The 12,949-nt window shown below is 54.3% G+C and carries 9 protein-coding genes, 1 tRNA gene and 3 pseudogenes; 8 read left to right on the plus strand and 5 right to left on the minus strand.

All coding sequences use genetic code 11. From position 1 onward, the window contains the following. Position 1 precedes the first annotated feature (1 nt). The 4 genes and pseudogenes from JOE25_RS17915 to JOE25_RS17930 form a co-directional block, all read left to right on the plus strand. A complete protein-coding gene (locus JOE25_RS17915; protein WP_209637464.1) occupies positions 2–1,072 on the plus strand; it encodes a 2Fe-2S iron-sulfur cluster binding domain-containing protein in 1,071 nt (356 codons plus the stop codon). Then, the gene (locus tag JOE25_RS17920) at positions 1,066–2,220 is read left to right on the plus strand and encodes an alkane 1-monooxygenase (RefSeq protein ID WP_209637466.1); all 1,155 of its coding nucleotides are present in this window, start codon (positions 1,066–1,068) and stop codon (positions 2,218–2,220) included. The genes JOE25_RS17915 and JOE25_RS17920 overlap by 7 nt, the downstream gene beginning before the upstream one ends. 26 nt (positions 2,221–2,246) lie before the next feature. Further along, positions 2,247–3,164: an alpha/beta hydrolase gene (locus JOE25_RS17925; protein ID WP_209637468.1), complete on the plus strand. Its 918-nt coding sequence runs from the start codon at positions 2,247–2,249 to the stop codon at positions 3,162–3,164. Positions 3,165–3,244: 80 nt separating this feature from the next. Continuing rightward, positions 3,245–3,899 (plus strand): annotated as a pseudogene (locus JOE25_RS17930) (integrase core domain-containing protein); the annotation flags it as partial. A 66-nt stretch (positions 3,900–3,965) separates the two neighbouring features. On the opposite strand, the pseudogene JOE25_RS17935 reads toward JOE25_RS17930, so the two are convergent. Then, positions 3,966–4,076: pseudogene (locus tag JOE25_RS17935) on the minus strand (Arm DNA-binding domain-containing protein); the annotation flags it as partial. A 350-nt stretch (positions 4,077–4,426) separates the two neighbouring features. After that, positions 4,427–4,502, minus strand: a tRNA-Phe gene (locus JOE25_RS17940). A gap of 1,080 nt (positions 4,503–5,582) precedes the next feature. Here JOE25_RS17940 and speF point away from each other — a divergent pair. Both speF and JOE25_RS17950 read left to right on the plus strand, forming a co-directional pair. Continuing rightward, positions 5,583–7,745, plus strand: coding sequence for an ornithine decarboxylase SpeF (gene speF, locus JOE25_RS17945; RefSeq protein ID WP_209637641.1), 2,163 nt, complete (start codon positions 5,583–5,585; stop codon positions 7,743–7,745). A 115-nt stretch (positions 7,746–7,860) separates the two neighbouring features. Continuing rightward, entirely contained in the window at positions 7,861–8,973 is a 1,113-nt protein-coding gene (locus JOE25_RS17950; RefSeq protein WP_209637470.1) for a GGDEF domain-containing protein, read from the plus strand. Positions 8,974–9,018: 45 nt separating this feature from the next. Here the strand turns inward: JOE25_RS17950 and mltC are convergent, their stop codons facing one another. The 3 genes and pseudogenes from mltC to mutY all read right to left on the minus strand — a co-directional run bounded on the left by mltC (position 9,019) and on the right by mutY (position 11,612). After that, complete coding sequence (gene mltC, locus JOE25_RS17955; RefSeq protein ID WP_209637472.1) at positions 9,019–10,095, minus strand: membrane-bound lytic murein transglycosylase MltC; 1,077 nt, start codon at positions 10,093–10,095, stop codon at positions 9,019–9,021. 69 nt (positions 10,096–10,164) lie between these two features. Next, positions 10,165–10,437 carry an oxidative damage protection protein gene (locus tag JOE25_RS17960; RefSeq protein ID WP_061807913.1) on the minus strand — a complete coding sequence of 91 codons (273 nt, stop codon included), beginning with the start codon at positions 10,435–10,437 and terminating at the stop codon, positions 10,165–10,167. Beyond that, positions 10,434–11,612: pseudogene (mutY, locus tag JOE25_RS17965) on the minus strand (A/G-specific adenine glycosylase). Before mutY ends, JOE25_RS17960 begins: the two are co-directional and overlap by 4 nt. 132 nt (positions 11,613–11,744) lie before the next feature. Here mutY and trmB point away from each other — a divergent pair. Together trmB and JOE25_RS17975 are read left to right on the plus strand one after the other, a co-directional pair. After that, on the plus strand, positions 11,745–12,464 hold the full coding sequence (trmB, locus tag JOE25_RS17970) for a tRNA (guanosine(46)-N7)-methyltransferase TrmB (protein ID WP_209637475.1): 720 nt from the start codon (positions 11,745–11,747) through the stop codon (positions 12,462–12,464). Next, a complete protein-coding gene (locus tag JOE25_RS17975) occupies positions 12,464–12,790 on the plus strand; it encodes a YggL family protein (protein WP_135318011.1) in 327 nt (108 codons plus the stop codon). The genes trmB and JOE25_RS17975 overlap by 1 nt, the downstream gene beginning before the upstream one ends. The last annotated feature ends 159 nt before the right edge of the window (positions 12,791–12,949 follow it).

Below are 12,949 nucleotides of genomic sequence, written 5' to 3' on the forward strand. Positions count from 1 at the left end.
CATGTTGAAGAGATGGTTCTCGCGCCGCAGCACCTTTCGGGGGGTGCTGGAGGGGAAAGCCTTCACCTTGGCTGCGGGGGAAACGGTGCTGGAAAGCGCGCTGAAAGCCGGCGTGGCGTTGTCTTATAACTGCCAGGTGGGGTCTTGCAAATCCTGCCTGTGCCGGGTGGTCAGTGGTGAAGTGCGTTCGCTGGTGGATCTCGGCTATTTACTCAGTGCCGAAGAAATTGCGGCCGGCCATGTGTTGGCCTGCCAGTGCCTGCCCCAGTCTGATTTAACCCTGATGTCGGCTGCGGTAGCGACAAACTGGGCACCGGCTCAGATAAAACAGGCCACTCCTCTCTCAAGCCGGGTGTGGCGGATCACCCTGTCGCCCGAGCAGGCTATGCCTTTCCTGCCTGGGCAATTTTTGCAGCTGTGCCACCAGCCTGGCACCGATGTCCGCAGTTACTCGGTGAGTTGGCCCAGTAACGCGCGGGAGATTGTCGTGGATGTCACGCTGAGAAAGCAGGGGCGCGTTTCTCCCCTTTTATGCGATCGGGGCAGCGTCGGGCGCACCCTGTGGGTGTCTAGCTGTAGCGGACGGTTTGGGCAAGCCGATGACGGGAAAGGGCCATTACTGGCCATAGCCAGCGGCTCAGGTTTAGGGACCACGTTGGGGCTGGTTCGTGCGGCTCTGGCGCGTAATCCCTATCGGGCGGTGATGCTGGTGCATGCCATTCGCAAGCGGCAGGACAAGTTTGACGTTGCCGAACTGCAGCGGTTGCAACAACAGCATGAAGGCTTCCATTACTTCCATGCGTTGTCGCAGGAGAATGACGGAAAACAGCACGAACTTGTGGGACGCTTTACATCCTGGCTGGAGGAGTGGCGCAGCCTCTATCCGTACCAAAAATACGGGCTGGAGGCTCGCGACTGGCGGGCGGTGATCTGCGGTAACCCAGGGCTGGCGCAGGCGTGCCAACAGGGGCTGCTTGCGAGCGGGGTGATGGCGCGACATATTCAAACAGACTGTTTTTCTCCCGCCGGCGCCGAGGAAAAAATCCCGAATAATAAGGAGTTAGTATGTTGAGTTACCTAAGATTCGCCTTGGTGCCACTGGTGTTTTTACCCCTGACGGCGGCGGCCAACTTGCTCGGCGGCGGGTGGATATTGGCCGCCATACTGTGCGTATCCTTGAGTTATTTGATCTTTGATAATGTGACCCCGGTAGATACTGCCGATCACCGCTATCGTTTCACCGCTCTTTTGGCGCTGATCCCCTATCTGCAACTTCCCGTTGCCCTGCTGGCGTTGTTTACGTTGATCTGGCAGGCGGCGCCGGGCGATGTGCTGGGGTTTGGGGCCGGGATCTCGGCGGCGACGGGGTGGGATGTACCGGCCTTGCACGGTATGCGAATGCCAGAATTGCTGCTGGCTGCCGTATCCACCGGCTATACGCTGAGTACCAACACGGTGGTGGCTCATGAGCTTATCCACAAAACCCAGAGCTGGTTGGCGATGACCGTCGGGCGTTGGTTACTGGCATTGGTCGCGGACGCGCAGTTTTCTATCTCCCACGTGTACTCGCATCACCCAAATGTGGCGACGTACGCCGATGGGGCGACGGCACGCCGTGGCGAGCATGTTTACCGTTTCTTTATCCGCTCGTCGCTGTCGCAGTACCGTGAGTCGTGGCAGGTGGAACAGCAACGGCTAAAAGGCCAGGGCAAGCGGAGTATTACGTTGGGCAACCGGGTGATTCGCGGCGTTATCATGAGCCTGGCTGTCCTGGCCGCCTGTTATGCAGCGGCAGGGGGGCGTGGATTACTCGCTTGCCTGGTGGCCATGCTGGTCTCCAAGTTCCTGTTTGAAACCGTCAACTATATCCAGCATTACGGTTTAATCCGGGTGCCCAATACCCGCGTTGAACCACGCCACAGCTGGGATTGCAACAACCAGGCATCTTCTGCCGGCCTGTTGAATCTGACGCGCCACTCGGATCACCATACAAATCCACGTCGGGAGTTCTGGCGGCTGCAAGCGCACAGTTATGCGGTGGGGATCGATCATGGTTATGTGGCGCATATCCTGTATGCATTGGTACCGCCCCTGTGGTTTAAACGCATGGAAGCAAAACTGGCGTATTGGGATCGGCATGTCGCCACGGATGCGGAAAGGGCCCTTATTCGGCAGCTCGATAAGCGTCAGGCGGCGCAAGATGCGCCCGCGCAAGTCTAACGTCACCCACGATTCTGGAGAGTACAATGAGTGAACATTTTGACCAACTTATAGAACAAGCCTACCGGCAGTATCGTGGGCCGGCTTATATGCGCTCACCGGCCGTATCCTGCATTAAAATGGGCATTCGGTTGATGGATTTTGTGGTGCCTGGCCCCACGGCCGCCTACCTTGGCAAACGTTTTTTCACCCCACGCCGCGTCCCAACGCGTGAAAGCGATAAACAGACGATGGGGATGGCGAGTAGCATTACGTACATCACCCTGAGCAACGATAAGCAGGCGGTGGTGTACCACTGGGGGCAACAGGGGCCGAAGGTGTTGTTGGCGCACGGTTGGGAGTCGCGGGCATCGCATTTCTCGCGCTTGATCCAGATATTGGTGGAACGGGGTTTCCAGGTTATCGGCTTTGACGCGCCTGCACACGGGGATGCGGAAGGCAATCAGAGCAGCATTGTCGAGTTTATCGAAATCATTCAGCGACTGGAGCAGCAAGAGGGCGGATTTGACGCGATGGTGGCTCATTCCTTCGGTGGCTTGTCGGCGATCAACGCGGTGAAAGCCGGGCTGCGTACCAAAGCCTTGGTGATTGTCGGCGCCCCCACGCACTTTAGCGGCCTGGTGACCAAGTATGCTTCTATTCTCAATTTGCCGGCGCGCCAGCAGCAACGTTTACGGGGTTACATTGAGCGCTATTTTGGCATCGGGGATGCCGTTTGGCAGCGTTTTAGCGCCTATGAAGGATTGCGGCAGATTGAACAACCGGCGTTAATCATCCATGACAGCGCTGACGATATCGTCCTGGAAGTGGAAGCAGAATGCCTGGCTCAAGCCTGGCCTGCCGCCTGTCTGGTGAAAACTCAGGGGTTGGGGCATAACCCGTTGCGCCGCCCGGGGGAAGGCATAGATCTGGTGTTGGCGCATCTGGCTCCGCTTCAACCTTAACCGGCGCCATTCCGACGGGGCAGGGCAACAAAAGCTGCACTGATTTGCCTGATAGCCAGGGATAATGGCTATCAGGCAGACGAGTGCTCCGCCGCGAAGGGCTTCATGTTAATCACTAGCATGTGTACCGGCTTTTTCATCTTAGTGGCCTGGGTGCAAAACGCAGACGACGTCGTAAAGGGCTGGCAACAGAATGTCTGCCGCTGCTCCGCCCGGCAGCACCTAATCTGATCTGGTCGATGAATTCGTCATGAACGTGCTGGTCATCGGTCGCAGGATCAAGTGCCCGACCTGCGTGGATGACCTCACTAAAGAGTGCCTGATGGTAACCGTTATCTGCGGGATTTCAGGCGTGCAGGTCACGCGTATTCTGGACAGCATTGCGCTGTTTCGCGGCTATCCGGCTACGATAAGAACTGACCAGGGACTGGAGTTTACCTGCAGAGCACTTGACCAGTGGGCTTATAAGCGTGGCGTGGAACTGCGGCTTATCCAGCCCGAAAGCCGACACAGAGCGGATTTATTGAGAGTTTCAACGGGCGCTTTCGCGATGAATATCTGATTGAAAACGGGTTCCGTGTTGTCAGTCATGCCAGGAAAAGCATCAGTGAATGGCGTCAAGATTATAACTAATGTCGCCCGCACTCCACGCGGAATTATCAGACGCCGTCTGAATTAGCGGCGGGCTGGAGAACGGGGAATTCTGAGAGTGGAGGATCCAACATTACTAATTGAGCGTCGTATCTAATACTGGAGGCAGGTCATTTTCTCTTTGCCCAGAAACCGATAGCGGAATCGTCAGTAGAGGAGGCCGTTAGGGTGAACAAGCAAAAACATGTTGCCGCTGTCGGCAAGTTTATAAGGTTTCTCATGCGGTTTAGCTGCCCGGATTTTAGCGTCAGTCAGTGCCATAACAGGGTTCCTGAGTGATTTGAGAGTATAGAATCTTATCGAATGAGGCTATTGCCCCATATGTACCCTCGCACGGGACTTGGTGTGGGGAGAATTGAGTGGAATTGGGGTGAATGGAAGATTCGCGAGGCGTGATTTTTGGCAGGTTCTGAAAGCAAAAAACCCGCCATAGGTGGGTTCTTCTAAATAGGGTGCCCGGACTCGGACAACCGGCGCTTGCGCCGTGTTGAACAGCGCTTTAGCGCTGGCCCGTAGGGTGAGGCCTTGGGGCCGAATAATCGAACGGAGTTCGATGAAGAGTCCGTATCTCTGAAAGCAAAAAACCCGCCATAGGCGGGTTCTTCTAAATATGGTGCCCGGACTCGGAATCGAACCAAGGACACGGGGATTTTCAATCCCCTGCTCTACCGACTGAGCTATCCGGGCAACGGGGCGCATTAAACCGTATTGACCGGATGCCGTCAATCGCTTTCTATCACAAAGCCGACCGGTTGCTCTATTTTCAAGCAAGTCCCCCTGGCTTCTCTGCAATCGCTACGATTTAGTTAACACTTCAGCCCTTATGGTAAGCCTTGCGGTTACTTCAATACCGGCTCAAACGCGACAATCGTTGACTTTCTTACCTGAAGGGGGAAGTGCCGGGGCCAGAAGATTGAACGTGGCGAAACGCGGGTTTATTCACGACGGGCACCTTCGCAGCCTGCGCCGAATAATCTCTCGCTACAGCTTTCTGGCGGACCCTCCTGAAGCTTTCAACGCCAGCACAATCAGCCTAAGTTCGCGCCGTGCGGCAGACCTATGCGGTCGAGAAACCATGTGGTCGAACTGCAAGTGGATTACGCGTTTAACGTGTTCTCATCCTGTCAGTCTTGCCATGTGGTATTACCCATATGGCAAGAATTAAATAATTATGCACTTTTAGCGGTTATTAACCGGCTTGAACCGTCAAAAAAAACGTGCAATCATTGCGCACATTCACCCTAGGGTGATTCCCCCTCATCATATGTCAGAGGATTACAGGCATGACTGGTTTTGTTGCTCAAGTGCAGTTGCGCACCAGACATCTGATGATGCCATCACTCTGCCGTTACTTTTCCCGAACGCGCTCGGCCAGTAATACTCTGCCTGCCATGCGGTAAGGCTATCTGATGCTCGCTGTTAGGCATTATTAAAAATAGAACTGCGGTTCTGGTTTTACTGATGTCTATTGGTCGCTGCCGATACCAGCCCCCGATATATCCTTCATACTTGAAGTTGCATCTGTGTTGGCCACATTCACACGCCCGAGACACTGACGAATGTCAGCTCATCGGGGTTGGTTCACTTGCCGCCTGGATGCAATACCCATTATTTTGGATAGCTACCTGATAACCTCAGGAGAGTCAGCCGGTCACAATTGCGCTCTATGCTGCAACCCCGGACATCACTTTGCCGGGATAACCTTTGTTATCTCATTACTGTGCCCTGTGGCACACCCTCATCCTTAACCGTTTGAGAGTTAGCATGATGAAAGAATTGAAAATCGCCACCAGCGCCAGCCTGGTCGCTACCATTGAAACGCTGCGTCAGATCGTCCGCGTAGAGCAAACGGACTACACCGATGTTGCTGCATTAGTGGTGTCGGTTGATGACGTCAACACCGGCATCCTGACGCAACTTAAAGCGACCGGGTTCGAGATCCCGACCTTTGTGGCGGTTGCCGCGGATGAACATCTTTCACCGGACTACCTGCCTTTTATCAGCGGCGTGTTTGCACTGGACGGCGCCAGTAAGGCGTTCTATATGGCGCAATTGGAAGCTGCTGCGGATGCCTATGAGCAAGCGTTGTTGCCGCCGTTTTTCAAAACATTGAAAACCTATGTGGAAATGGAGAACTCGACCTTTGCTTGCCCTGGGCACCAGGGTGGGGAGTTTTTCCGCAAACACCCGGCCGGTCGAAAGTTTTTCGAGTTCTACGGTGAAACGCTTTTCCGTTCTGACATGTGCAATGCTGATGTGAAGTTGGGCGATCTTTTGATCCACGAAGGGTCGGCCAAGGATGCGCAAAAGCATGCTGCGCGGGTATTCAACGCCGATAAAACCTACTTTGTGCTCAATGGGACTTCTGCGGCCAACAAAGTCGTGACCAATGCACTGCTGACGCGTGGCGACCTGGTACTGTTCGACCGCAACAACCATAAGTCCAATCACCATGGCGCCTTGATTCAAGCCGGTGCGACACCGGTGTATCTGGAAACGGCGCGCAACCCGTTTGGTTTCATTGGCGGTATTGATTCACGCTGCTTTGATGAACACTACCTGCGCGAGCAAATTCGTGACGTTGCGCCGGAAAAGGCCAATGCAGCACGTCCGTTCCGGCTGGCAATCATTCAGCTTGGTACCTATGACGGCACCATCTATAACGCACGTCAGGTGATCGACACTATCGGCCATCTGTGTGACTACATCCTGTTTGACTCTGCCTGGGTAGGTTACGAAGGCTTTATCCCGATGCTGAAAGAGTGCTCCCCGTTGTTGTTGGAGCTCGATGAGCTGGATCCGGGCATCTTTGTCACTCAATCGGTGCATAAGCAGCAGGCAGGCTTCTCACAGACTTCGCAGATCCACAAGAAAGACGATCACATCAAGGGGCAGAAGCGCCACTGCAATCACAAGCATCTCAATAATGCTTTCATGCTGCACGCTTCGACCAGCCCGTTTTACCCGCTGTTCGCCGCGCTGGATGTGAATGCCAAGATGCATGCCGGGGCAGCCGGTCGGCGCATGTGGATGGACTGCGTTAAACTGGGCATTGAGACGCGCAAGCAACTCTTGGAGCGCTGCTCGCAGCTTAAACCCTTTATTCCGCTGCAGGTGGCGGGTAAGAATTGGCAAGATTACGACACCGATCTGATCGCCAACGACGCGCGTTTCTTCAACTTTGTACCGGGTGAGAAATGGCACGGTTTTGAAGGCTATGCTCAGGATCAGTATTTGGTGGACCCGTGCAAACTGCTGTTGACCACGCCGGGCATTGACGCGGCCACCGGCCAGTACACCGAGTTTGGCGTGCCGGCGACTATTCTGGCCAACTTCTTGCGCGAGAACGGCATTGTTCCCGAAAAATGCGATCTTAATTCAATCTTGTTCCTGCTGACTCCGGCGGAAAACCCGGCCAAGATGGAACAGTTGGTGGACATGTTGGTGCAGTTCGAACGCTATGTGGCAGAAGATGCGCCGTTAAGCGTGGTCCTGCCAACGGTATATCGCAAGAATGAACAGCGCTATCGCGGTTATACCTTGCGCCAACTGTGTCAGGAAATGCACGATCTGTACGTCAGCTTTGACGTCAAGCAGCTGCAAAAAGAGATGTTCCGTCAGCGTCATTTCCCACAGGTGATGATGAACCCACAAGACGCGAATGTGGAATTTATTCGCGATAACGTCGAACTGGTGCCTATCGGCCAGGCGGAAGGGCGCATTGCGGCGGAAGGCGCATTACCTTACCCACCGGGCGTATTGTGCGTGGTGCCTGGAGAAGTCTGGGGCGGGGCGGTGCAGCGTTACTTCCTGGCCTTGGAAGACGGGATTAACCGGCTGCCGGGCTTCTCGCCGGAGTTGCAGGGCGTGTATATAGAGAAAAAAGATCACGGCTGGAAACGCATCTTCGGCTATATGATCAAGCAATAGCGACAGGCGGCCCATAACGGGCCGCTTTCACATTATCGGTTCACGGGATGACAAAGCTGAAACCCACCGCTACCTTTTAGGTAAAACCATAGATATCAAGAATAAGAATAAGAAGATGAAAGAAGAGGGTTATCTGGAGTGGGTAGACGGAGAGAAAAGGCGCTCGACGCTACGTAATTTTAACTGGTTCTTATTGGTTAACGCCCTGTTCTCTGTCTATTTGTTTTTCCAACGGGGTCAGGCCTTTGCTGCCCACTCTTTCGCGCAGTTGATAGGCGAAATGCCGGCGATAAGCGCCGTGATCCCGGTGTCGTCTCTGTCCTATGTTGTTTTACGTCAGTTAGCCCCAAGAGGGGAAAGTGCCGCGTGGCGTGGCGCCGTCGTTTCTATCTCGCTGCTGGCTTTGTGCTGGTGTGCCATTTTTCACCACCTTATCGTCAACGATCTCATTTACCTGGTCTACCCGCTGACGATAGGCCTGCTGTTTTCTTCATTGGTCGCGTTTTACCTGTCGCCAAAGCTGTTTTTCTTGTTCAGCATGCCGGTGCTGCTGGTCGCTATTGCCGAGAATATTTTTATCCGCAGCGCCTTTTCGCTGGCGAACATGATTTCATATGCGCTGATGCTGTTTCTGATTTACTCGGCTCAGCGGCGGTTGAAGCAGTGGTTCCAGTTGGCGATTGAGCGTGAGCAAGAAAACAAACGACTGATTGAACGCCTGAGCAAGCTGGCGCACCGCGATCCACTTACCGGTATCGCCAACCGGCGTTACTTTGATCACTACTTTGACGCTGTGTTATTGCGGGAGTCGACGCTGCAGTCGCCCTTTGCCCTGATCCTGCTGGACGTCGATTTTTTCAAAAAATACAACGACCATTATGGCCATCAGCAGGGGGATGAGTGCCTGATCAGGCTAGCCGCCTGTCTGGAGAGCGCGACCCGGCGTTCGCAGGATCTGGTGGCCCGCTATGGTAGTGAAGAGTTTATTATCCTGCTGCCGAAATCCGATGCCCGTGAGGCTGAAAACGTAGCACAACGAATCGCGGCGCTGCTCGCGGGGTTGGCGTTGCCGCATGCAGATTCTGAGGTGGCGCAATGGGTGACGGTAAGCCAGGGGGTTGCGCAATGGCAACCGGGACAAAGCCGTGAGCAACTGCTGGCGGCAGCCGACATGGCGTTATACCGTGCCAAGGCGCTTGGTCGCAATGGCTATAGCATTGCAGAGTGATGTGGTTGGTCAGGACGGCGCGACAGGCCGCCCTGACCAAGGTGATTAACGGCGTCGATAGCTCTTCTGCGCGTTGTTCACTTTTACCAGGTAGCGGCGTGATTCACCGGCTGGATGCTTGGTCGTCAACGTCTGGTAGACGTCGCCCGGCTGCATGCCATTGATGATACCCACCGCGCGCGTCCTGTCGCTGGAGAACACCCGCAATACGCTGCCTGCGCCACCGTTATAGGCGGTGATAACGGCATAGCGGCGTGAGGTTGGGTTCTGGATGCCGCCCAAATAGTTGTTCTGCAAAATGGCCAAATAGGCAGTACCGGTGTCGATGTTGTTCTCTGGATCGAACAGGTAGCTGCGGCTTGGCGTACCCCATTTCCCGCGCATCTGGAACACGTCTTTACCGGCGGTGTGTTGTACCACCTGCATCAGGCCGAGTGCATCCGAACCGCTTACCGCATACGGGTTAAAGCTTGATTCTGTCTGCATGATGGCCAGGATCAGTGATTCTTCAACACCGTATTTTTCCGACGCTTTACGGACCATTGGCAGGTATTTATGCGCACGTTTGTCCAGGTGGTTTGGTACCAACTGGATGGTGATTGAGTAAATCACGTGCAGGCCGGAGGTGCGTTTTTGCAGTTTGGTCTGCAACAGGTAGTCAGCAAAGTGCGCCGCACGCCATTCCCAACGGATCGGCGCGCCTTTGTTATCCAGCACCTGGCCGTACAGGAACGGCTCTTTACTGATCTGGATATCGTTGACGTCGGAATAGAGATCGATAGAACCCGGATCGTCACCCATCAGCAAGGTGCTGATAATCGCCTGACGCAGGTGTGCAGCAGGATCGGTGGTGGCGATGGTTTCAATAGTGATGGCACCAGAATCAAAGTTAATGTGGCTACGGGTTTGATACTGGTCGGTATATTTAACGTAATCTTTTGGCCCGGCGATCAGAACTTCGTTCAGACCCCAGATATTCTCAATGTTGTGGGCGAACTGCCCCATCAGGATCTCAAAGCCATTGGTGTCTTTGACCCAGGCTTCGTTGACGTCTTCACTTTTTTTGCTGGAACAAGAAATCAGCAAAGGCGCTATCACTAGCAAAGCTAAAATTTTCTTCATCTAAAATAAAAGCCGTATACGAGAAGAATTTAAGGTATTGAAGAGGGCCAGCGCCTGGCCCCAACAGCGTTATTCGCTTGGCGGCGTATAGCCTTCGATGTGCACGTCATGCCCTTCGAACAGGAACTTGATCATTTCCGCTTCCAGCAGTTTGCGATCATCCACGTTCATCATGTTCAGCTTCTTCTCGTTGATCAGCATGGTTTGTTTTTTCATCCATTCTGCCCAGGCTTCTTTCGAGATCTCGTTATAGATACGTTTGCCGACGTCCCCAGGATAAAGCTGGAAGTCCTGCCCTTCGGCATCACGCTGCAGGAAGGTACAAAAAATGGTTCTGCTCATGCTAATTCCTCATCAATGGCGCTATCGCCAAATAAACCCGTCATACTTTCGACGTCTTTAGGGTATTAATCCTGCTGGCGCGGTGACTGTTTTGCCAGCTGTTGTAACAGACGGTCAACCGGCGCTGCCAGCCCGACCGATGGCGGCTGCGCTAAGTTATACCAGAGACCGGCACCCTCATCCATGCTGCTGCCTGCGTCGTCCATTTCCAGCCATATCGGCACAATATCGAGATGGAAATGACTGAAAGTATGGCGAAATGCGGTCAACTGTTGCTGGCGATTGTTTTTCAGACCGCGTTGTTGCAGCCAGAGTTCCATCTCTTCACGTTCGCTGAACTGCGGGAAGCAGAATAGGCCTCCCCACAGCCCAACGGCCGGCCGTTGTTCCAACCAGGCTTGTTCGCCCTGCTGCAACAATAAAAAGTAGGCCGTTTTTTCCGGTAAAGTCTGCTTGGGTTTCTTACCCGGGTATTTCGCCCAGCTGTGATTGGCATAGGCGATACAGCCCAGGCTGAGCGGGCATAGCTCGCATTTGGGCTTGGAGCGGGTGCAGACCATCGCACCCAGATCCATCATCGCCTGATTGAACTGGCCGACGCCTTGGGCTGGGGTAACATTTTCACTGATCTGCCACAGACGGTTTTCGACGTCCTTCTTGCCCGGCCAGCCTTCAACCGCATAGCAGCGTGCCAACACGCGTTTCACGTTGCCGTCGAGGATCGGGTAATGTTGGCCGAGTGCCAACGACAGCACTGCCCCAGCGGTTGAACGGCCGATTCCGGGCAGCGCGTGGATTTCTTCAAAGGTTGTCGGGAACTCGCCGCCGTGCTGTGCGACAATAGTCTGCGCAGCCTTGTGCAGGTTACGCGCTCGGGCGTAGTAGCCCAGGCCGGTCCACAGATGCAGCACTTCGTCCAGCGGCGCCTCTGCCAGAGCACGCACGTTGGGAAAACGGGCGATAAAGCGCTGAAAGTAAGGGATCACGGTGGCAACCTGAGTTTGTTGCAACATGACCTCAGAGAGCCATACTTGATAGGCGGTTTTATCCAACTGCCACGGCAAGGTTTTGCGGCCGTAGCGTTGGTACCAGTCAAGCACCACCTGTGCGAACTGTTGTGCTTGCATCATAAGCAGATTCGATATCCGGCAGAAAATGAAGCGCGATTGCAGCATAGAGTCATGATGCTGTAAACCGGAACTTTCCGACGTCGCACGGCAGGTACATAAGATGAACACTTGCTAAACCAATGTATCTTTGCATAATGCGCGTTTCCCTAATTAGCAGCCAAACAGACAGAAAGCACTATGATTAATGACGTCATCTCCCCGGAATTTGATGAGAACGGCCGCGCTATGCGCCGTATCCGCAGTTTTGTTCGCCGCCAGGGGCGGCTGACCAAAGGCCAGCAGCACGCGCTGGACCACTATTGGCCGGTGATGGGCGTGGAGTATCAGGCTGAACCTGTCGACATCGCAGCACTGTTCGGGCGCGATGCGCCAACCGTGCTGGAGATCGGTTTTGGTATGGGCGCCTCTCTGGTGACCATGGCGGGCAATAACCCGCAGCAGAACTTCTTGGGGATTGAAGTACATTCGCCGGGCGTGGGCGCGTGCTTGGCCGACGCCACCGAAGCGGAATTGAGCAACCTGCGCGTAATGTGTCACGACGCGGTTGAGGTGTTGGAGAATATGATCCCGGACGGTTCGCTGGACATGGTTCAGCTGTTTTTCCCCGATCCGTGGCACAAAGCGCGCCATAACAAGCGCCGCATCGTACAGACGCCGTTTGTTGAATTGGTGCGTCGTAAACTGAAAGTTGGCGGCGTGTTCCACATGGCTACCGACTGGCAGCCTTATGCAGAACATATGTTAGAGGTTATGAACGGGATCTCAGGCTACCGTAATCTTTCCAGCGATAATGATTATGTGCCGCGTCCGGATTCACGCCCACTGACAAAATTTGAATTACGTGGCCAGCGTCTGGGACATGGCGTTTGGGATTTGATGTTTGAGAGGAAAGAATAATGGCTAAGAACCGCAGTCGTCGTTTACGTAAAAAGTTACACATTGAAGAGTTTCAGGAGCTGGGTTTCTCCGTAGCATGGCGTTTTGCCGAAGGCACTTCGGTTGAAGATATCGACGGCACGCTGGACGCTTTCATTGATGAAGTGATCGAGCCGAACGGCATGGCGTTTGACGGTAGCGGCTACCTGCAGTGGGAAGGTTTGATCTGCCTGCAAACTATTGGTCACTGCACCGACGAACAGCGCGAACTGGTCAAAAAATGGCTGGAAGCGCGTAAACTGTCCGACGTTAAGGTCAGCGATCTGTTCGATATCTGGTGGGACTGATTTTCCCTGCCCGATCGGCGCGGCCCGGTGCCGCGCTAGGCTTATTGATTTTAAGGTGCCTTAACGGCGCCTTTGTTTTATGCCCAAAATATTTCAAGTTGCAGCTAGGCGGCAAGTTTGTGAGTCCTCGGGAGCTTACTCAGGTAAGTGATCTGGCGA

Source organism: Serratia sp. PL17, assembly GCF_017832355.1.
Taxonomy (GTDB): domain Bacteria; phylum Pseudomonadota; class Gammaproteobacteria; order Enterobacterales; family Enterobacteriaceae; genus Serratia.